Source organism: Cryobacterium luteum, from assembly GCF_900110125.1.
GTDB lineage: Bacteria > Actinomycetota > Actinomycetes > Actinomycetales > Microbacteriaceae > Cryobacterium > Cryobacterium luteum.
On record NZ_FOCN01000004.1, the window covers coordinates 112,570 to 134,038 of the forward strand.

The following is a 21,469-nucleotide window of genomic DNA, read 5'->3' on the forward strand; positions in this document are numbered from 1 at the left end:
CGCCCGCCCACCGAGACTGCCAAGGCCGAAGCAAGGGCAGCCCGAGTGCCGGGCGCGCGTGAAACTGAACAGCTGTTAGATGGCGCTGCCGGTCTGCGGCGAGCGACGACGGGTGCGGCTGCGACGCAGCGGAGCATTGTTGCCGTCGTGGTGCTCGGCTCCGCCGCCATCGTGCGTGCCGGCAGCGGGGGTCGCGGCCGGAGCATCCGGGTTGGTGCTCGAACCGACGCGGGTGCGCGACCGGGTGGGCCGGCCGGCATCGTCGGCCACGGGGCTTGTCGCCGCACGGTCGACGTTGCGCGTGGAGTCGCCGCGGCCGGAGCCGCGTCCACCCTCGGAGCGAGCCGGTCGGGCCGCACCGGACCGACCGGCGTCGGAACGGCTTCCCGCACCCGCCGAGCGGGCACCGCCGGAACGGCCGGCGCCGCCGGTACGAGCATCGCCAGCACGCCCTTCATGGGCGCTGGCATCCTTCACCGGGGTCGCTCGCAGGCGGCCTTTCGAGCCGGCCGGGATGTTCAGGTCGGTGTACAGGTGCGGCGACGAGGAATAGGTTTCCATCGGTTCCGGCTGGCCGAACTCGAGAGCCTTGTTGATCAGCGACCACTTGTGCAGGTCGTCCCAGTCAACGAAGGTGACCGCGATACCGGTCTTACCGGCGCGACCGGTGCGGCCGACGCGGTGCAGATAGGCCTTCTCGTCTTCGGGAATGGTGTGGTTGATCACGTGGGTGACGTCTTCGACGTCGATGCCGCGCGCGGCGACATCCGTTGCGATCAGGATTTCTTTCTTGCCACTCTTGAAGCTGGCCATGGCGCGTTCGCGCTGTTCCTGGTTCAGGTCGCCGTGCACGGCGGTGGCGTTGAAGCCGCGGTCGCCGAGTTCCTCGACGAGCTTCGCCGCGGCGCGCTTGGTACGGGTGAAGATGATGGTCTTGCCGCGGCCCTCGGCCATGAGGATGCGGCCGATGACCTCATCCTTGTCCATGTTGTGGGCCCGGTAGACGAGGTGCTCGATGTTGGCCTGCATGAGGCCTTCGTCGGGGTCGGTCGCCCGAATGTGGATCGGGCGGTTCATGAACCGACGTGCCAGCGCCACGATCGGTCCGGGCATCGTCGCCGAGAAGAGCATGGTGTGCCGGGTCGACGGGGTCTGCGCGAAGAGCTTTTCGATGTCGGAGAGAAAACCGAGGTCGAGCATCTTGTCGGCCTCGTCGAGCACCATTTCGCGCACGTTGGCGAGGGTCAGCAGACGCTGGCTGGCAAGGTCGAGCAGGCGGCCGGGGGTCCCGACGACAATCTGCGCGCCGGCCTTGAGCGCTTCGATCTGCCCCTCATAGGCCTTGCCGCCGTAGATTGAGACGATTTTGGTTTTGCGGCCGGCCGCAGCGAGCTCAAGGTCTTCGGAGACCTGCACACACAGTTCGCGGGTCGGAACGACGATGAGGGCCTGCACGCCCGGCTCGGGATCGAGGCCGAGGCGCTGGATGACCGGGAGGCCGAAGCCGAAGGTCTTGCCGGTGCCGGTCTTGGCCTGACCGATGATGTCCTGGCCGGCGAGGGCGAGGGGGATGGTCTGGGTCTGGATGGGGAACGGTTCGAGGATGCCCTTGGCCGCAAGGGAGTCGACCATATCCTGGTCAATATTGAGTTCGGAGAAAGTCACGAATGTATGCCTGTCATTAACTGGAAGCGAAGTGCGCCCGTTTTTGCGTCTCGGGCAGCGGTCGCCGATCCTTGTCGGCGACGTAATTCCACCTTACTGCCCCGTCTGGACCGCAGCCACAGGCGCGCTGTCCTAAGCTAAGCCCGTGGTCTCTCGCGTAGGTTGGCGCCCGCAGCGCAATGAAGCTCCGCGGCTTTCGGCCCGCGGGGGGAATCAGACAACCGAAAAAGTGGACATCAGCTCCCTGGCACCGGACGTGCGGCATTTTCTCGGCCAGGCTGCGTACTGCGAGCTGGGCGAGTTCGAGGCCCTGGCTCGCGCCGTGGCGACCGCGCCGAACCTCGCCGTCAAGGAAGGCCTCAGCGCTGCTGCCGGTCGGGCCCTGAGCAAGCATCACGGCCTGATCACCGAGATTCGTCGTCGTGGTCACGAACCGGCCACGGAGATGGCCCCATTCGTTGTGAACCTCGATGAGTTTCGCCGCAAGACCAGCGGCGCCGACTGGCACGAACTGCTGCTGAGCTGCTACCTCGCCGGCGGGTTGCTCGACGATTTCTTCATTCGTCTCTCCGACGGCCTGCCCCGCGATATCGGGCCGAGGGTGGCACAACTGCTCGGCGAGGATTCCGGCACCGACGTACTCGTGCACGAACTGCAGACCGCGATCGAAACCGATCGGGCGCTCGGCTCCCGGCTGGCGCTGTGGGGTCGTCGACTCGTCGGCGACACCCTGCTCGTGGCCCGGTCGGCGATGCCGGCCACCGACCTCAGCTCCGACGAGCGCGCCGATTCCGCCGCTGGTGCTGACGCCGCGGCTGCCGCAGGCGCCAGCGCCGAGGCGCGCATCGAACCGGTCTTCACCGAGCTCATCGCCGCGCACACCCGCCGCATGGACGGCCTCGGCCTCACGGCCTAACTGCCGCTGCCCGCCAAGCCCTGACCCGTTACGCGATGTCGGGCGAGCCGGTTTTGGCGAGACGTTGCAGCATCCGCTGGTCGGCGTGAATGCGTCGCCGGCCGATCAGAAGATTCAGCACAACGGACGCCGCTGCGGCCGCGCCGAGGGACAGCCACCAGATCCACCCGCCGGCCCAATTCCAACCCAGCCAGGTCAGACCGACCCATACAGCGGATGCCGTGGCCGTTCCGATGGCCGGAACAAGCACCGAGCCCTGGGTGGACCGACCGGGCAGAAGATAGCGCGCGCCGAGGCCGATGACCGCGCCGAACAGCGCGACGAACAGAAGTTCCATGTGCTCTAGGCGACGAATCCGACGCGGCGCGATTCTTCGCTGCCGAGCTCGACGTAGGCGAGGCCCACGGTCGGAACGATGTACACGCGACCCTTGCTGTCACTGAGCTTCAGATAACCGGTCTGGCCGGAGAGGGCCGCCGCAACGGTCTCCTCGATCTCGGTTGCCGGCTGCGACGTCTCAAAACCGATTTCCCGGGGGGAGTTGAAAATACCAATGCGAATATCCACAGAATTGCCTTTCGTAGCCGTGCGATCAGAGTACGACAGAACGCGCCGCGGCCCGGACAGAGTTCACTGTCGGCGCAACCCGATACCGTTGAATTGTGATCAACCACCACCTCGATGCCGCCCAGCAGGCCGTTCTCGACCTCCCCGACGGGGTGAGCGTTTCGGTGATCGGCGCGCCGGGCTCCGGCAAGACGACGACGCTCGTCGAAGTCGTGGCCGACCGGGTACTGACCCGGGGGTATTCGCCGGGCGAGGTGCTCGTGCTGGTGCCCACCCGCGCCGGCGCGACGGCACTGCGCGACCGCATCGCGCTGCGCCTGGGGGTGCCGACGAACGGGCCACTTGCTCGCAGCGCGAATTCGGTGGCCTTTCAAATCGTGCGTTCCGCTGTTGCGCAGGCCGGCGGGCCGGCGCCGACGCTGCTCACCGGTGGCGAGCAAGACCAGATCATCGCCGAACTGTTGCAGGGGCACCTCGACGACGGGGCCGGTCCGGCATGGCCGGCCACGCTCGGGCCGGATGTGCGCGGTCTGCGGGGGTTTCGCACAGAATTGCGCGATCTTATGATGCGCGCCGTGGAATACGGGGTGACCCCTGGCCAGCTTGAGCGGTTCGCCCTGGGTCGACCCGAGTGGGTCGCGGCCGCCGAATTCATTCGCGGGTACGAAGAGGCCAAGGACCAGGCCCGACCCGGCCAATACGATTCGACCGAGCTGGCCCGCTATGCCGCCGCCATCGTGGCGGGCGCGCCGGCCGGACCAGCTGGAACGGCCCAGCTCGGCACGCTCGCCGGGCTGCGCCTGATCATTCTCGACGACGCGCAGGAGGTCACCCAGGCGACGTTGACCCTGCTGGCCCAGTTTCAGGCCCGAGGGGTGGCGATCATCGCCGTCGGCGATCCCGACATCAGCACCGGGTCGTTCCACGGAGCCCACCCGGATTCCCTCGGTCGCCTCGGCTCGTACCTGGCGGTAAAGGCCGGCGCCGACCTGGCGGCGCCAATCGTGCTGAAGACGGTCTACCGGCACGGGGAGGGCATCCGTGCGGTCATTGCAGAGATCACGAGCCGGATCGGAGCTGCCGCGGCGGGAACCCAGCGCGCGGCGGCCAGCAGGGAGACGGTCGATGCCGACCTGGCGCACGAACCCGAGAATCCTGAACTCCCCGAGAATTCTGAGCTGCTCGAGAATTCTGAGCTGCTCGAGCCGTCGGTACACACCGTCGTCGCCACCAGCCCGGCCGATCAACTCGCCGTGATCGCCCGGCTGTTGCGTGAACGTCACGTCATCAACGAAACGCCCTGGTCGCGGATGGCCGTGATCGTGCGCACCGGATCGCTCGTGCCGTCGATTTCCAAGGGGCTCGCCGCCCTGGAGGTGCCGACCCAGGTGTCGACGGCGAGCACCGCGCTGCGTGACGAATACGCGGTGCGGGCCTTCATCCTGGCTCTTGAGGTGACCCTCGGTCGCCAACCGCTGGGTCCTGAAGCGGCGATCGACCTGCTGCGCGGCCCGCTTGGCGGGCTCGACCCGATCACGTTGCGCCGGTTGCGCGCCGCGCTGCGTCAACAGGAGCTTGCCGAGCAGCAACCGGGCAACGACGACCGCGCGCCGCGCGCGCCCCACGAACCACGCAGCGCCGACGACCTGCTCGTCGCCGCCCTGCAGAACCCCGAACTGCTCGCCGCCATCGACAACCGCACCGCCCGCCGTGCGGCCGGCTGCGGGGCAAGCCTGCGCCAAGCGAAAATTGAATACCAGGCCGGCGCCACCATCGAAGAGCTGTTGTGGGGCCTCTGGCAGCGCAGCGGCCTCGACCGGGAGTGGAAAGAACAATCCACCGGCACTGGAATCGTCGCCGACGAAGCCAACCACAACCTCGACGCCGTCGTCGCTTTGTTTTCGGCCGCGCAACGCTACGTTGAACGCACCCCATCGGCCCCGCCGGTGCTGTTTCTGGAACACCTCGTCGACACCGATGTACCCGAAGACACCCTCGCGCCGCGAGCCCTCGGCGCGGCCGTGACCGTCTCCACCCCGAGCGGCACCATCGGGCGCGATTTCGACGTGGTCGTTCTGGCCGGCGTGCAGGCCAACGTCTGGCCCGACCTGCGCATCCGTGGCTCCCTGCTCGGCGCGGGCGACCTCGCCCAGCTCGCCTCCGGTCAGGTCGCCCCCGGTCAGCCCGCCGCCGCTGATGCCCGCACCGCGGTACTCCATGACGAACTGCGCATGTTCGCCCAGGCGGCCAGCCGCGCGACGACCGAACTACTCGTCACCGCCGTCAGCAATGAAGAGAACGAACCGTCCGTGTTCCTGCGCTTGCTGCCGCAACCCGAACCTGAGCGCGACATCGACGACCTCGCTCGTTACCCCCTGTCGCTGCGCGGTCTGGCCGGGCGGCTGCGCCGCGACTTGACCCGCGCCATCCGCTCGCCGGCCCGCACCGATTCCGAGACCAGCTCCCGGGCAGCGGATGCCGCGGCCACGCTGGCCCGCCTGGCCCGCGACAGCGTGCCGGGCGCCGCGCCCGACGAGTGGTACGGTTTGGCCGAGCCGAGCACCGTGCGCCCACTCAACGACCCGGAGGCCGGCGACCAGCCGGTGCGCGTGTCGCCGTCGCGCATGGCCGCCTTCGAGACCTGCCCGCTGCACTGGCTGATCGGCCAGGTCGGGGGCGGCAGCTCGAACACCGCCGCGAACCTCGGCACGATCATTCACAAGGTGATGGAAGACGCGACCGACCGCCGGCCCGAAGCGCTCTGGCAGGGGGTGGAAAACCGCTGGAACGAACTCGACTTCGACGCCGACTGGCAGTCGCGGGTACAGAAAGCCGCCGCCCGGGCGCTCACCGATCGACTCGCTTCGTACCTGCTTGATTTTGAACACGGCGGCGGAGAGCTGCTGAGCGCCGAGGGCAGGTTTGAACTCGAGGTGAGCGGTGCCGTGCTTTCGGGCACGATCGACCGCGTTGAACGCCAATTCGACGGACGCGCTGTCATCGTCGACCTGAAAACCGGCAAGGGTGACGCGATCAGTGACAGCGGCGTCGCTGAGCATCCGCAACTCGGCGCCTACCAGCTGGCTTTTCAGGAGGGGGCCATCGACGGCCTCCCCGGGGACATGGCCCTGGCCGGTGCCCGCCTCGTCATCGTCTCCTCCGGCACGGTCAAACAGAACTACCGCAATCCCACCCAGCCCGCATTCACCCCCGAACAGCTCGATGCTTTTCGCACCCGGGTCGGTGTTGACGCCGCCGGCATGGGCGGCGCTACTTTCATCGCCGAGATCACCTCGCACTGCCTCGACCCGCGCAGCCACGGGTCCTGCAAAATCCACGTCATCAAGCAGGTCAGCTCATGAGTCTTGTCACCACTTCCACGCGGGTTTCCGCCCTCGACATTGCCGCGAAGCTCGAACTGCCACCGCCTACCACTGAGCAGCAGGCGGTGATCGAGGCACCGCTCACGCCCACCCTCGTCGTGGCCGGCGCCGGTAGCGGCAAGACCGAGACCATGGCTAACCGGGTGCTCTGGCTCCTCGCCAATGGTCACGCCCGCCCCGACCAGATTCTCGGACTCACCTTCACGCGCAAGGCCGCCGGCGAACTGAGCGACCGCATCAACAGGCGGATCACCGATCTCGACGCGGCCGGCCTCATGCCGGTCACCATCCATTCCGGCGCTGACTCCGACGACGACGGCACCGCCGGCTCCGACCTGTTCAACACCCCGAGCGTCTCCACCTACAACTCCTTCGCCAGTCGGCTGTTCACCGACAATGCCCTGCTGCTCGGTCGGGAACCCGAGTCGGTGCTGCTGAGCGACACGAGCGCCTGGCTGCTCGCCCGGCGCGTTGTCATCGACCACGGTGACGGCCGGCTGGTGCCGTTCGGCAAGAGCGTCGACCTCGTCACCGACGCCGTGCTGCAGCTCAGCCGTTCCCTCGCCGAGAACCCGCCGGCCTGGCAGAGCGGCGCACCGGGCGCCCCGCACGATCTGACGGCCCTGGCCGACAGTTTCGTCTACCTGCCCAACCTGCCCTACGGCAACCCGCGCAAGAAGAAGCCCTACGATTCGGTGCTGGATTCCGTCGCAGCGGTCGCACCGCTGCCGGTGCTCGCCGAGCTCGCCGCCCGCTACAGCAGCGAGAAACGCCGGCTCGGCCTGATCGAATTCTCCGACCAGGTGGCGCTGGCGCTGCAGGTATGCCAGAAGGTCGATGCGGTGGTCGGCCGCTACCGCGACGCGTACCGGGTCGTGCTCCTCGACGAGTATCAGGACACCTCGGTACTGCAGACCGAACTGCTGCACACCCTGTTCCGGGACCACCCGGTCATGGCTGTCGGCGATCCGCACCAGTCCATTTACGGATGGCGCGGTGCCAGCTCCGCAAACTTGCTCGGCTTCGCGCGTGACTTCACTACCGGCCAATTCGGCCCTGTAGTCGCAGCCCCGACCATGTCATTGTCGTTCACCTGGCGAAACCCCGCGAGCGTGCTCGACGCCGCCAACGCCCTGGTCGCTCCGCTGAGCGCGGCGCTGCGCGCCAAACCGGGGGGAATCCAGGTCGAAACCCTGAAGGTTCCGGCCCAAACCCGGCCCGGTGCGGTGAACGCGTTCATGGCGCAAACCATCGCCGAGGAGGCCGGCGCCGTCGCCGACTGGTTCGCGGCCCGGCTGGGCGGTGAGCACGCTCAGGTTGAGCGCAGTGGCGCCATGCTGTTTCGCGCCCGGCGTGAGATGGACTACTTCGCCGAGGTTTTGCGGGCACACGGCGTACGCGCCCATGTGCTCGGTCTCGGCGGGTTGCTGTCGACACCGGAGGTCGCCGACGTCGTGAGCGTGCTGCGGGTGGTGCACGATCCCGCCGCCGGCAGTGAACTCGTGCGCCTGCTCAGCGGAGCGCGCTACCGGGTCGGCGCGCGCGACCTGCAGGCGCTCGCCGGGGTGGCCAGCTGGCTGGCTACCCATGACTGGGCGCAAAAAGCCATCTCGGCCGACCTGCGGGGAAAACTGCGGGCATCCGTTGCCGGTGATGAGACCAGCTCCCTCGTCGACGCGCTCGATTTTCTCGGAACGGCGCCCGAATCCCACAGTCAGTTTGCCGGGTTCAGCGAGCTCGGGCGTGCTCGCGTGCAGTCGGCCGGGCGACAGCTGGCCTGGCTGCGCTCCCGTGCCGGCCTGCCCCTGCTCGACTTTGTGCGCCTGATCGAGCAGGAATTTCGGCTCGACATCGAACTGATCGCGAACGAGGCCAACGATCTGGGCCTCGCCAACCTGTACTCCTTCCACGATACGGTCTCTGCCTTTCTCGACAGCGACGAGCAGGGCACACTGGCGAGCTTTCTGCGCTGGCTGAGGCGGGCTGAGCTGCAGGACGACCTCGGCCCGCGCGCCGAACTTTCCGAACAGGGCACCGTGCAGCTACTCACCATTCACGGAGCCAAGGGCCTCGAATGGGATTTCGTCGCCATTCCCAACCTCGAGGAGAAGAGCCTGCCGGCGGCCTCCCGCGATACGAGCGGCTGGCTGCGTTTCGGCGAACTGCCCTACGCGTTTCGCGGCGACCGCTCCGAGCTGCCAAAACTCGAGGTATCCGGGCACGACACGCAGCTCGACTACGACCTGGCCTTCCAAACGTACAAGGCTGACCTGGCGACGCGCCACGATGACGAAGAACGTCGCCTCATCTACGTGGCCACCACCCGCGCCAAGCAGCAACTCTTGCTGACCGGCTCGTTCTGGGGCCCCGGATCGACCGTGCGAAAACCCAGTCGTTACCTCACCGAACTCGGCGAGGCGGGGCTGATCACCGCCGTGCCCGACACGAGCGCCGAAGCCGACAAACCCGAGTCTGCCGGCGACGGCACCGAACTGTGGCCGTTCGACCCGCTCGGTACGCGCCGCGGGCTGGTGCAAGCCGCCGCGACCCGGGTGCGCACCAGCGAAGCGGATGCCCCCACCCGCTGGTCCCACGCGGTTACCCTGCTGCTCGAGGAGAGGGCCCTGCGGCTGGCCGGTGGCGGGGCTGCCCCCGTGCCCACCCGCATCCCGGCCTCCCGGTTCAAGGACTACGTCGACGACCCGGCCGGCGTCGCCGCCGAACTTCGGCGCCCCATGCCGCAGCGCCCCTATCGGGCCACCCGGCTGGGCACTCTGTTCCACTCCTGGGTGGAGCGTCGGGCCGGCGGTGCTACCGGCACCGACCGCATCGACGCCCAATTGAACGAACTGGACTTCGGAGATGACGACGGATATGCCGGCGGCACCGGCACGCTGAGTGACCTCGACGTGCCGGAGCAGGAACAGTTCGCAGTGCTCCAGGCCACCTTCGAACGTTCAGAGTGGGCCGAGCGCCGGCCGGTCGACGTTGAGATTGAAATTCACCATGTGCTCGCTGACCAGGTTTTCGTCTGCAAGCTCGACGCTGTCTATCGCACCGAAACTGGGTACCAGGTGGTCGACTGGAAGACCGGGCGGGCACCCAAGAATGCCGCCGACCTCGAGCTCAAACAGACCCAGCTCGCGCTCTACCGGCTGGCCTATGCCCGTTTCAAGGGCATCGATCCGAGCCTCGTCGACGCCGTGTTCTACTTCGTCGCCGACGACACCATCATCGCGCCCGAACGGCTCTACTCTGAGGCCGACCTGCTCGCCGCCTGGTCCGGCGCGATACGTCCGGAACGCGGGGAGTCAGAATCGGAATCGACATCCGATTCCGACTCGGAATCGATGGTGAGCCCGGAGAAGTTGTAGCTGTCGGTGTGCATCGCCGCATGCTGGTCGTAATCGCGAGCGGCGCGCGGCATGTGGTCGAGCATGTTCTCCACGTCGCCCACGCTCATGATCGGACCGGTTTCGGGGGAGAGCGGCTGCTGGGTGTGGCTGTGCACCGTGTCGACGAGACCATCGAGCATGGCGACGGCGTCATCGACGATGGTCTGATCGTGGCTGCTGACGCCGTGCAGCAACCATCGAGCCAGTTCCAGCTCGGCGTAGAGCATGGCGCGCTGGGTGATGTGGGTATCGCTGCCCTGGCGGGCGTTCGAGTAGGCGTCGAGGGCGAGTTCGGCGGCATCGCCGCGCGCGGCGAGCAGCCAGTGCAGGTCGCGGGCCGGGTCACCGACGGCCAGGCCGGACCAGCCGAGAATGCCCGAGACGGCATCGTCGGTGATCAGAATGGAATCGGCTGACATCGACCCGTGCACCACGGCCGGGGCGAATTGCCAGAGTGCCTCGTCGTCGGTGGCCTGTTCCCAGCGGCGCAGCAGCGCGGCGGGCAGGTAGCCGGTGTTGGCGGCCCGGTCGATCAGATCGATCGCGTCTTTGCGGCACTGTTCGGCGCTCTGCTGGGGCAGCCCGGCGGTGCCGATGAAAGCGCTCGGCAGGGAGTGGATCGCGGCGATGGCCCGCCCGATCGACCCGGAGACGCCCTCGTGCCCGGTGAGGGCATCCGCATCGAAACTGTCACCGGCGAGCAGCTCGTACACGACCGCGCGCGTGCCCTGAATCGGTGTTTGGCCGACATATTCCGGCACGTCGAACGGCAGCCGGCTGCGATTGCCGGTGGTGAGCGCGCGCAACGCCACGAGATCGGCGGACTGCTCGGTTTCGGCCGACTGGCTCGTGGGAACGCGAATGATCAGCGCCCGCCCGGCCTTGTCGATGACGAGCGCCGAGTCGAACAATCCGTGCGCGCCGGCACTGTGCTTACGGGCGTAGGCCACGTCGAGCCCCGGAACAGCGGAGGTGGCTAACGCGGCTAGAGTGAGTTGAGTTCTGGCCATGCCTACTAGGTTAGATCGACTTGCGGTCTGGTGGTTATTCGCCACGCCACGCCTCCCTACACACGTATACGTTCTCGCAGAGCTCGGAGATAAACCATGTCGTTCACTTTCACGACGGGGTTGCCGCTGTCTCGCCAGGCGGTCGACCGCGACCATCTGAGTCGCGGCCTGCCGGAGCTGTTCGATCAGCTCTGGGCGGATGATTCCACCCGCGTTCTTCCGGTCTGGCACGGCAAAATGCTGCTCGCGCCGCACGATCCCGGCACGGGGCCGCGCCTGGCCCTGCTGCCACCGATGGGCCTGTTGATGAGCCCACAGAACGTCGGCCTGCGCGTCTACCTCGGCCGGTCGCTGCCCACGAATCTGCCCGAAGAATTCGGCACCCGCATCGTCGCCGTGAACCTGGATGACGACGCCGCCGTGCGGCTCGAACCCGACGAGGACCGCTGGGTGGGCCTGCGCACGGTCGCGACCGTGCTCGGCGACCGGGACGCCGGTCTGTTCACCGAAGCCCTGGGGGTGCTCAACTGGCACGCCTCGCACGGGCACTGCCCGCGCTGCGGTGCCGCCACCACGGTCGAAGAGGGTGGCTGGGTGCGTCGCTGCCCCGTCGATAACAGCCAGGTTTTTCCGCGCACCGACCCCGCCGTGATCGTGCTCATCACCGACGCCGACGACCGTATCCTGCTCGGCTCCAACGCCATGTGGGAGAACAACCGCTATTCGCTGCTCGCCGGCTTCGTCGAACCCGGCGAGGCACTGGAAGCGGCCGTGATCCGCGAAATGTTCGAGGAATCCGGCCTCCGAGTCACCGATCCGGTCTACGTCGGATCGCAGCCGTGGCCATTCCCAGCCTCGGTCATGTGCGGCTTCACCGCCCGACTCGCCGACGACCAGCAGGCTCATGACCTGCTGCCGGACGGTGCGGAGATTCTGGCGCTGCGCTGGTTCAGCCGTCAGGAACTGAGCGAGGCCGGCGAGTGGATGCTGCTGCCCGGCCCGTCCTCCATCGCGCACGCCATGATCGAACGCTGGCTCGGCGCTCCACTTTCGGCCGCACCCGAATTGATCCGTCCGTGACGGTGCCCGTCCAGGTCACCACCGATTCGTTGCTGAACGGCCTCGACGAACAACAGCGCATAGCGGCTGAGGCGCTCATCGGCCCGGTGTGCATGCTCGCCGGCGCCGGCACCGGCAAGACCCGCGCCATCACCCACCGCATCGCGCTCGGTGTGCTGACCGGTGCCTACGCCCCCAACCGGGTCATGGCGCTCACCTTCACCAGCCGTTCAGCCGCCGAATTGCGCGGTCGGCTGCGTCAGCTCGGTGCCGGTGGAGTGGCGGCCCGCACCTTTCACGCCGCCGCGCTGTCGCAGCTGAACTACTTCTGGCCGCACGTCGTCGGCGGCCAGGCGCCGCGCATTCTCGACGGCAAGGGCCGCATTCTCGGCCATGCCGCCGAGGCCCTGCACCTCAAAATCGATACGGCCACCCTGCGCGACCTCGCCGCCGAGGTGGAATGGCGCAAAACCAGCGGCCTGAGCATCGAGCAGTACGCGGCCGGCAGCTCCCGCCGCAGCCTGCCGGGCCGGCTCGATATCGACCAGGTCGTGGCTCTGCAACAGACCTACGAGAAGCTCAAAGACGAACGCAAACAAATCGACTTCGAAGACGTACTGCTCGCCATGGCCGGCATGATCGAAGCCGAACCGTCGGTGGCCCTGCAGGTGCGCGAGCAGTACCGGTTCTTCGTTGTCGACGAATACCAGGACGTTTCGCCGCTGCAGCACGACCTGCTCGCGCTCTGGCTCGGTGATCGCCGCGACCTGTGCGTCGTCGGCGACGCCAGCCAGACCATCTACTCCTTCGCCGGCGCCCGCAGCGATTATCTTCTCGATTTTCCCAAGCACTACGAAGACGCCACGGTCGTGCGGCTCGAGCAGAACTACCGGTCGACCGCGCCGATCGTCGCCACGGCGAACCAGCTCATGCGCGGCCGTTCCGGCGCCCTCACCCTGCACGCCGCGCAAACCCGCACCGGTGCCGATCCGACGGTGCGCGGGTATGCCTCCGATATGGCCGAGGCCCGTGGCGTCGCCGAGCAGATTCTGCAGCTCATCGACACCGGCACGAAACCCGAAGACGTGGCCGTGTTGTTCCGGGTCAACGTGCAGGCGGCGCTGCTCGAAACGGCGCTGACCGAGGTGGGGGTGAGCTACCAGATTCGCGGGGCCAAACGGTTCTTCGACCTGCCCGAGGTGAAGCAGGCCGTGATGAGCCTGCGCGCGGCATCCGTTTCCATCATCGGGGAACCGCTGTTCAAATCGGTCAGCGACGTGCTGCGTTCCCTCGGCTGGAGCCAGACTGCGCCGGAGACCCGCGGGGCGGTGCAGTCCCGGTGGGAATCACTCAACGCCCTAATGGGCCTGGTCGACCAGGCCGCCCCCGGTACCACCTTTCGGCAGTTCACCGATGAGCTGATGGAACGGCAGGCCGGCCAGCACGAACCGACGGTGTCTGCGGTGACCCTGGCCACCATGCACTCGGCCAAGGGTCTCGAATGGGACGTCGTGTTCGTGGTCGGACTCAGCGAGGGTCTCGTGCCGATCAGCTACGCGAGCACGTTCGAGCAGGTCGACGAGGAACGCCGGTTGCTCTACGTCGGCATCACTCGGGCCCGACGACGACTCGCGCTGAGCTGGTCGTCGTCGGGCCCGCAGGCTCGCGCAGCGCGGGTACGGTCCCGCTTTCTGGAAGAGCTTGGCAGCCGCACCGTTCGTGGTGCCGGTGGGCAGACCAGGTGACCTTCGCGGTCACGGCGTTCAGACGCAGCGACCGGGCGAACACAGTGGATCGGCCGGTTTCCAGCCGATCCTGTACGAGCCCGGCCACCCGGGCGGCGACTTCAAAGCTCAGCCGCGCGGTTTCACTCGGGGCTTGCCGTGGCGCGAGTTGGCAGGCCATCGCCGGCCAGGCCGGATCGTCGTCGACGTGTGCGAGTTCGAGGCAGGTCAGGCAGGGACCGAGGCCCGGTTCGACGAGCGGTCCGACCCGCACGGCGCTGTCGCTGAACACCACCGGAAGGTGCGGAATGTCGCGGCGCAACCAGCGCCCGTGACGCTCGGGGGAGAAGACATACTGGCCGATCAGCACGGCCAGCTCGGGGTCCTGGCCCGGTGGCGGCTCCTCGATGCCGAGGTTGGCGAGCAGGCTCCGTACACGCAGTGCGGTGGGTCCGACGCCGTCCACGAGCACGGTGCGCGCCGGCGGGGTGACCGGCGTCTCCGCGTCGTCGGCAACGTAGATCAAAACCGGTTCGAGCAGCTCGAGCAGGTGCGTAACCTCGGCAGCGGATGCCCCGGCCAGCGTTCCGAGCAGCATCGCGCCCGATCGATGCACGCCCGCGGCGAGGGCTGACAGTACGGCCTCGTGGGCGACGGTCAACCCGCCGATGGTCACGACAGCCTCGTCCACGCCCAGCTGTACGCAATTCGGTGTGCGCCACACCAGTGGGTATCGAGGATTCAGTCGAAGGGCCATGCCGACATGATGACGCACTTGTCGCGCGCATAATCGGTTCTCCACAGGCGAGTTTGTGCCACAAAGAGGGTGCGGGCGCGCTCACATCGAATATTGGGATTCAGTGTTCACGCGGCCCGCACCTCGATGAGTGGTCGCTAGTAGCGGATGACCACGCGACCGTCGATCTTGCCGCGCTTCATCTCGTCGAGCACCTCGTTGACCTCCTCGATGCGGCGTTCGGAGACCGTGGGGTGAATCTGTCCGCGGGCGTAGAACTGCAGGGCTTCTTCCATGTCCTGACGGGTGCCCACGATGGAGCCGCGAATGGTGAGGCCCTTGAGCACGATGTCGAAGATCGGAGCGGGGAAGTCTCCCGGCGGCAGGCCGTTGAAGACGATGGTGCCGCCACGCCGGGTCATGCCGATGGCTTGGCCGAAAGCTGCCGGGTGTACCGCGGTCACGAGCACGCCGTGCACACCGCCGGTTGCTTTCTGAATGGCCGCGACGGGGTCTTCGTCGCGCGCGTTGACCACGATTTCGGCACCGTGCTTACGAGCGAGGGCGAGCTTGTCGTCGGCGATGTCGACGGCCGCAACGCGCAGGCCCATCGCCTTGGCGTATTGCACGGCGATGTGACCGAGGCCACCGATACCGGAGATGACCACCCACTGGCCGGGACGCGCCTCGGTCATCTTGAGGCCCTTGTACACGGTGACGCCGGCGCACAGCACCGGGGCGATCTCCACCGGGTCGGCGCCGTGGGGAATGCGCACAGCGAAGCGGGAATCGACGAGCATGTACTGCCCGAACGAACCGTCGACGCTGTAGCCGCCGTTCTGTTGGGCTTCGCACAGGGTTTCCCAGCCGGTGCGGCAGTACTGGCAGCTGCCGCAGGCGCTCCACAGCCAGGCGTTGCCGACGAGGTCGCCGATGGCGAGGTCGTCGACGCCCGCGCCGAGGGCAACGATTTCGCCGACACCTTCGTGGCCGGGAATGAACGGCGGGCTCGGCTTCACCGGCCAGTCACCCTCCACAGCGTGCAGGTCGGTGTGGCAGACACCGCTGCTGATTAGTTTCACCAGGGCCTGGCCGGGGCCGGGTGTTGGTACGGCAACCTCATCAATGGTGAGGTGCTGGCCGAACTCGCGCACGACGGCCGCGTGCATGGTCGTCGGCACTCGGGTCGACGTGCTCGTGGTGCTCTCGGTTATTGTCATTGCCAAACTCCTTCGTTTGGGACATTTCGTCCGTTGCACGACGGTAGATCAGCAAAGGTTGCCGCAACGTTGCGGCCCTCGTTGCGGGGTAGGACGAAACCTATTCCTCGTGCGGACGCTCGGCTCCGTCGTCGCGCAGCAGGTCCTCGAGCGCCTGGTCGACGTCATCGAGCACCTCGGGTTCGCCGCGAGCCACGCTCATGAGACGGGCGATCAACCGCTGGGGATCGTCGATGTCCTCCGATGTCGGCAGCAGGTCGGGGTGCGACCAGAGCGCGTCGCGCGCTTCGTTACCCACGGCATCCGTCACGGCCTGCCACATGGCTGCGGCCTCGCGCAGGCGTCGTGGACGCAGTTCGAGTCCGACGAGCGTCGCAAAAGCCGATTCGGCCGGCCCACCAGAGGCCCGGCGGCGCTTGACCGTCTCAGCGATGGCATCCGCTTTGGGCAGTCGGACGGTGGCACGCGCGGTGACGACGTCGACCCAGCCCTCAACCAGGGCGAGCATGGTCTCGAGCCTGGACAGGGCCGAAATCTGCGATTCGGATTTCTGCTGGATGAGTGAACCGTCGACCATGGCTTGCCGCAGGTCTTCGGGGTTGGACGGGTCGAAGCTGCCGGCCAGCTCTTCCAGCCGGCTGGAGTCGATGCTGATGCCGCGCGCGTAGGCGGTGACCGCGCTGGTCAGGTGCAGGCGCAACCAGCGGGCATGCCGAAACAGACGAGCGTGTGCGATCTCACGCACGGCGAGATAGATCTGCACCTGGTCGGCGGGAACGTCGAGGCCGGCGCCGAAATCAGCGACATTCTGAGGGAGCAGAGCGGCCTGTTGCTCGCCGAGCAGCGGAATGCCGACGTCGCCGCCGCTGACGACCTCGCTGGCCAGCTGGCCGACGACCTGGCCGAGCTGCATGGCAAACAGAGTGCCGCCGATGCTGCGCACGAGCTGGCTCGCATTGGCCACCATGCCCTGCATCTCTTCGGGCACCTGCTCGGCGAACACCCGGGTGAGGGAATCGGAGATGCTCGTCGCGACGGGTTCGGCGAGTTGGGTCCACAGCGGCATCGTGGCGGTGACCCACTCCCGACGGGTCATCAGGCGTGGTTCGACGGTGAGTTCGGCCACGGTGATGACGTCATCGAGCCAGAGTGCTGCGATGTGGAAGGCCTGACGCAGCTGCGTCTGCTGCTCATCGGTCGCCGGGAGCTGCCCGTTGGCCGCTCGCTGCTGACCCTGGGTGAGCGCAATCTGCCAGTCCACTCCGGTGCCCTGTGCGTTCATGGCGCCCTGCAGTTGTTGCATGAGGGCGGCGACGCTGGCCGGGTCATTGGGCAGACCGGCAGCACCGGCAAGCTGGCTCGGGTCGATGCCGCTCTTGCCGCTCAGAATGTCGCGCAGCATGTCCCGGAACTCATCGCCGGGGTTGTTATCTCCGGGCTCGCCCGGGTTCTGATCCTTCGGGGGTAAGGAGTCTTCGGCCACTTCAGGCCCCTCTCAGTTGCATACTTCTACGCTAGTGCGAGTAGCCCGCCCGGGGCTGGGAAATATCCTAGGCTGAAGGGCTTGCTGTGCGCCCGTCGCGAACACGGCCAGAAACCTCAACACGGAAGGAGCACGGTGGCTCTCTTCACCGATGACTCACCGGCATCTCAGGGTGCACGGCGTGGTCGCCCATCGATCGGCTGGACGGCACTGTTGATCGCTCTGGTCGCCGGTGTGATCCTCGGCATCATGCCGGCCCCGTACGTCATCGAGCAGCCGGGCCCGGTCTACAACACCCTCGGCTCCGCCACCGACGCCGACGACGTCGAAACCGCGCTCATCACCATTCCCGATGAGACGACCTACCCGACCGGCGGCAGGCTCGACCTGCTCACCGTGTCCCTGCTCGGCAACAGGGAGAACCGCCCAAGCTGGCTCAGCGTCGCCAGAGCCTGGCTCGACCCGAGTGAGGCCGTTCTGCCCATCGACCAGGTTTTCCCCGCGAACGTCAGCACCGAACAGCGGGACGCCAGGGCCAGCGCCGACATGATCAACTCCCAACAGGATGCCATCGCTGCCGCACTCACTCACCTCGGCTACGACTACCCCACGACGGTTTCGGTGGTCAGCCTGCCCGACGGCTCCCCGGCCAAGGGAGTGATCGAACCCGAGGACCAGATCTCCGCTGTGAACGGGACATCGGTGGCCAACGTCGCCGAGCTGCGTGCCGCACTGCAGACCAACGGCGCCGAGACGGCGGCGCGTCTCGACATCGTGCGGGGCGGGGCCGCCCAGACCGTCGAGGTCACCCCGATCGACAACGATGGCACGATCGTGGCCGGGGTCAATGTGACGGTCGCCTACGATTTTCCCTTCGACGTGCAGATCCAGCTCGACAAGGTCGGCGGGCCGAGCGCCGGCATGATGTTCGCGCTGGGCATCATCGACAAGCTCACCCCGGGAGAACTGCAAGGCGGCGAGAACGTGGCCGGCACCGGAACGATCGACCAATCCGGCGCGATCGGCCCGATCGGCGGCATTCAACAGAAGCTCTTTGGTGCGGTTGAGAACGACGCAACCTGGTTTCTCGCCCCCGCCGACAACTGCGATGAGGTGACCGGCAATATCCCCGACGGCCTGACGGTCTTCTCCGTCGCAACCCTCGACGAGGCGCTCACCGTCCTCGACGCAATCAAAACCGGCGCCGATACGAGCGCCCTGCCGAGCTGCCCGGCCGGGTAGCACAGCGAAAAGCTCGCAATGATGACTCTCTCAGGAGCGCCTAAGTAAGATGGAGGTTGACCCTGATCACAGCGTTCTTTAGTGATCGCCCTGTACCTAATGACTGAGCGCAAGAGGCCAATACGTGAGTTCATCAGCAGCCGACAACGCCCCCCGGCGCGGCCGAGCCCCGCTAGCAATCACCGCAGCGATTATCGCGGGGTTGGTGATCCTGTTCTTTATCTTCGCCGGTCTGTATACCGATGTGCTGTGGTTCGACCAACTCGGGTTCCTGAGCGTGCTGACCACCCAGTGGATCGCGGGAACCCTGCTTTTTCTGATCGGGTTCGTCGCCATGGCTGTGCCGGTCTGGGTGAGCATTCAGCTGGCCTATCGCCTGCGCCCGGTCTACGCAAAGCTCAACTCGCAGCTCGATCGCTACCAGCAGGTCATCGAGCCGCTGCGCCGCCTGGCGATGTACGGTATCCCCGCTCTCCTCGGCCTCTTCGCCGGTGTCGCTGCCGCCACCCGCTGGCAGACCGTGCTCATGTGGCTCAACCGCACCGAGACCGGGCGCGTTGACCCCCAGTTCAACCTGGACATCTCCTTCTACTTGATGGACCTGCCGTTCTACCAGGCCGTGCTCGCCTTCGCATCCGCTGTGGTACTCATCGCGGCGCTCGTCGCTGTTGCGACGAGCTACCTGTACGGTTCCATCCGGGTGTCCGGCCGTGAGGTACTCATCTCCAAAGCTGCGCGCGTGCAGATCGCCGTCACCGCGGCACTGTACCTGTTGCTGCAGGCCGTGAGCATCTGGTTCGACCAGTACTCCACCCTGACCAACCAGGGTTCCCTCATCACCGGCGCCGGCTACACCGATGTGAACGCCACCATTCCCGGCCGGGCTATCCTTGCCGGAATCGCCGCCGTCGTCGCTCTGCTCTTCATCCTCACGGCCATCATCGGCCGCTGGCGCCTGCCGGTCATCGGCACCGCCCTGCTAATCGTCTCGAGCCTGCTGATCGGCTCGCTCTACCCGTGGGTCGTGGAGCGGTTCCAGGTGGAGCCGAACGCCAAGGCGCTTGAAGCTCAATATATCGAACGGAATATTGATCTCACCCGGGATGCTTATGACGTCGCCGACATCGAGGAGATCCCCTACAACGCGAAGACCACGGCAGAACCGGGTGCCCTCCGCGCGGACGCCGCGACGACCGCGAACATTCGCATTCTCGACCCGGCCCTGGTCAGCGACTCCTTCCGCCAGCTGGAGCAGTTCCGTCAGTACTACCAGTTTCCCGACAACCTCAACGTCGACCGATACATGATCGATGGGGTGTCTCAGGATACCGTCGTTGCCGTGCGCGACCTCAACATCGATGGTTTGAATACCGGTAACACCTGGGTCAACTCGAAGACCGTCTACACCCACGGCTATGGCGTGGTGGCCGCCTACGGCAACCAGCGCTCGGTCGACGGGCAGCCGGTGTTCCTCGAATCGGGCATCCCCACGAGTGGTGCCCTCGGTAAGTACGAACCGCGCATCTACTTCGGTGAGACCTCGCCCGAGTACTCCATCGTGGGTGACGAAGATGGTGCTGACCCGATCGAACTCGACTATCCGTCGGGCGAAGAGGGGGCCGGCCAGACCTACACGACCTTCTCCGGCGACGGCGGACCGAAACTCGACAACGCGTTCAAAAAACTCATCTATGCGCTGAAGTTCCAGTCCGAGCAGATCTTCCTGGCCTCGTCGGTCAACGACCAGTCGGAGATTCTCTACGATCGTGACCCGGTCACTCGCGTGCAAAAAGTTGCGCCGTACCTGACGATCGACTCCGACGCCTACCCCTCTGTCGTCGATGGTCGAGTGAAGTGGATCGTGGACGGGTACACGACTTCGGCGAACTACCCGTACTCGTCGCCGGTGAGCCTGAGTGAGGCCATCGCCGACACGCAGACCCCGCCGCAGCCGTACGCTCTCGACAGCATCAACTACATGCGCAACTCGGTCAAGGCCACTGTCGACGCCTACAGCGGTGAGGTTACGCTCTATGCCTGGGACGACGAAGAACCGCTGCTGCAGACCTGGCAGAAAATCTTCCCCTCGACGCTCAAGCCCATGAGCGACATGAGCGGCGATCTGATGAGCCACGTGCGCTACCCGGCCGACATGTTCAAGGTGCAGCGCGCCATTCTCGGTCAGTATCACGTGACCGACCCTGGGTCGTTTTACTCCAAGGACGACGCCTGGATCTCACCGAATGACCCGGACTCCCCGCCGACCAACCCCACTCTGCAGCCGCCGTACTACCTCACCATGCAGGTTCCCGGATCCGACAAACCGTCGTTCTCGCTGTACTCGACGTTCCAGCCCGAAGCCACCGGTGAATCCAGCCGTAACGTGCTCTACGGCTACCTCGCCGTGGACGCCGATGCCGGGGCCGAAGACGGCGTGCGAGCGGATGGCTACGGTCAGCTCAGACTGCTCAACCTGCCCAAGGACGGCACCGTTCCCGGCCCCGGCCAGGTGCAGAACGTCTTCAACGCCGACCCCACCGTCTCGACCGAACTCAACCTGCTGCGGCAGGGATCCTCGACCGTGCTCAACGGCAACCTGCTGACCCTCCCGGTCGGTGGTGGCCTGCTCTACGTGCAGCCGGTCTACGTGAAGTCCACTGGTGAGACCAGCTATCCGCTGCTGCAAAAGGTGCTCGTGGCCTTCGGCGACCAGATCGCGTTCGAGGACACCCTCGACGGTGCACTCGACGTACTATTCGGCGGCGACTCGGGGGCGACGGCCGGTGATACGGGCGTGCCAGATGACGCCACGACGAACAACGGCGGCGAACCATCGACCGACCCCACCACGGGCAGCACGGATGTGCCGACCGGTTCGACGGGAGACGCCACGACGGATGCTGAGCTCAAGGCTCTGCTCGCCGTCGCCAAGACGGCGCTCGCTGAAAAGGCGGCGGCCCTGGCCGCCGGAAACTTCGCCGACTACGGCACGGCAGACGCCAAGCTGGAAGAGACGATCGCGAGCATGCTCGCCCTCCTCGGCGAGTAACTCCGCCCGCACGACCCAGA

12 protein-coding genes and 1 pseudogene are annotated in these 21,469 nt (G+C 66.7%); 7 read left to right on the forward strand and 6 right to left on the reverse strand.

Going from position 1 to position 21,469, the window contains the following annotated elements; translation table 11 throughout:
* Positions 1-75: 75 nt before the first annotated feature.
* The gene (locus BMW72_RS06225) at positions 76-1,665 is read right to left on the reverse strand and encodes a DEAD/DEAH box helicase (protein WP_092108372.1); all 1,590 of its coding nucleotides are present in this window, start codon (positions 1,663-1,665) and stop codon (positions 76-78) included.
* Positions 1,666-1,894: 229 nt separating this feature from the next.
* On the opposite strand from BMW72_RS06225, the gene BMW72_RS06230 reads away from it, so the two are divergent.
* Positions 1,895-2,581 (forward strand): ferritin-like fold-containing protein, encoded by a 687-nt coding sequence (locus tag BMW72_RS06230; protein WP_092108374.1) that lies wholly within the window; start codon positions 1,895-1,897, stop codon positions 2,579-2,581.
* A gap of 28 nt (positions 2,582-2,609) precedes the next feature.
* Here the strand turns inward: BMW72_RS06230 and BMW72_RS06235 are convergent, their stop codons facing one another.
* Both BMW72_RS06235 and BMW72_RS06240 read right to left on the reverse strand, forming a co-directional pair.
* On the reverse strand, positions 2,610-2,918 hold the full coding sequence (locus BMW72_RS06235) for a hypothetical protein (protein WP_092108376.1): 309 nt from the start codon (positions 2,916-2,918) through the stop codon (positions 2,610-2,612).
* Between the two features lie 5 nt (positions 2,919-2,923).
* Positions 2,924-3,148 (reverse strand): DUF3107 domain-containing protein, encoded by a 225-nt coding sequence (locus tag BMW72_RS06240; protein ID WP_092108379.1) that lies wholly within the window; start codon positions 3,146-3,148, stop codon positions 2,924-2,926.
* 95 nt (positions 3,149-3,243) lie between these two features.
* Between BMW72_RS06240 and BMW72_RS06245 the strand changes: the two genes are divergently transcribed.
* Positions 3,244-6,510, forward strand: coding sequence for an ATP-dependent helicase (locus BMW72_RS06245; protein WP_241983895.1), 3,267 nt, complete (start codon positions 3,244-3,246; stop codon positions 6,508-6,510).
* Complete coding sequence (locus BMW72_RS06250) at positions 6,507-9,905, forward strand: ATP-dependent helicase (RefSeq protein WP_092108383.1); 3,399 nt, start codon at positions 6,507-6,509, stop codon at positions 9,903-9,905. Before BMW72_RS06245 ends, BMW72_RS06250 begins: the two co-directional genes overlap by 4 nt.
* Before the next feature lie 290 nt (positions 9,906-10,195).
* Here the strand turns inward: BMW72_RS06250 and BMW72_RS19670 are convergent.
* Positions 10,196-11,092, reverse strand: a pseudogene (locus tag BMW72_RS19670) (phosphotransferase); the annotation flags it as partial.
* On the opposite strand from BMW72_RS19670, the gene nudC reads away from it, so the two are divergent.
* Both nudC and BMW72_RS06265 read left to right on the forward strand, forming a co-directional pair.
* Positions 11,033-12,016 carry an NAD(+) diphosphatase gene (nudC, locus tag BMW72_RS06260; protein WP_092108387.1) on the forward strand — a complete coding sequence of 328 codons (984 nt, stop codon included), beginning with the start codon at positions 11,033-11,035 and terminating at the stop codon, positions 12,014-12,016. The pseudogene BMW72_RS19670 and the gene nudC sit on opposite strands and share 60 nt — an antisense overlap.
* Positions 12,013-13,740, forward strand: a complete 1,728-nt coding sequence (locus BMW72_RS06265) for an ATP-dependent helicase (RefSeq protein ID WP_241983896.1) — start codon at positions 12,013-12,015, stop codon at positions 13,738-13,740. The genes nudC and BMW72_RS06265 overlap by 4 nt, the downstream gene beginning before the upstream one ends.
* Before the next feature lie 873 nt (positions 13,741-14,613).
* On the opposite strand, the gene adhP is transcribed toward BMW72_RS06265, so the two are convergent.
* A complete protein-coding gene (gene adhP, locus BMW72_RS06275) occupies positions 14,614-15,624 on the reverse strand; it encodes an alcohol dehydrogenase AdhP (RefSeq protein ID WP_092108649.1) in 1,011 nt (336 codons plus the stop codon).
* Positions 15,625-15,775: 151 nt separating this feature from the next.
* Positions 15,776-17,077 carry a zinc-dependent metalloprotease gene (locus BMW72_RS06280; RefSeq protein WP_092108651.1) on the reverse strand — a complete coding sequence of 434 codons (1,302 nt, stop codon included), beginning with the start codon at positions 17,075-17,077 and terminating at the stop codon, positions 15,776-15,778.
* A gap of 216 nt (positions 17,078-17,293) precedes the next feature.
* On the opposite strand from BMW72_RS06280, the gene BMW72_RS06285 reads away from it, so the two are divergent.
* Positions 17,294-18,400: a YlbL family protein gene (locus tag BMW72_RS06285; RefSeq protein WP_092108391.1), complete on the forward strand. Its 1,107-nt coding sequence runs from the start codon at positions 17,294-17,296 to the stop codon at positions 18,398-18,400.
* A gap of 124 nt (positions 18,401-18,524) precedes the next feature.
* On the forward strand, positions 18,525-21,449 hold the full coding sequence (locus BMW72_RS06290) for a UPF0182 family membrane protein (protein ID WP_174843169.1): 2,925 nt from the start codon (positions 18,525-18,527) through the stop codon (positions 21,447-21,449).
* The last annotated feature ends 20 nt before the right edge of the window (positions 21,450-21,469 follow it).

Bases quoted from the DNA above. Each gene is read 5' to 3' on its own strand.
- nudC (WP_092108387.1), top strand. From the start codon at position 11,033: ATGTCGTTCACTTTCACGACGGGGTTGCCGCTGTCTCGCCAGGCGGTC.
- BMW72_RS06280 (WP_092108651.1), bottom strand. From the start codon at position 17,077: ATGCTGCGCGACATTCTGAGCGGCAAGAGCGGCATCGACCCGAGCCAG.
- adhP (WP_092108649.1), bottom strand. From the start codon at position 15,624: ATGCACGCGGCCGTCGTGCGCGAGTTCGGCCAGCACCTCACCATTGAT.
- BMW72_RS06250 (WP_092108383.1), top strand. From the start codon at position 6,507: ATGAGTCTTGTCACCACTTCCACGCGGGTTTCCGCCCTCGACATTGCC.
- BMW72_RS06235 (WP_092108376.1), bottom strand. From the start codon at position 2,918: ATGGAACTTCTGTTCGTCGCGCTGTTCGGCGCGGTCATCGGCCTCGGC.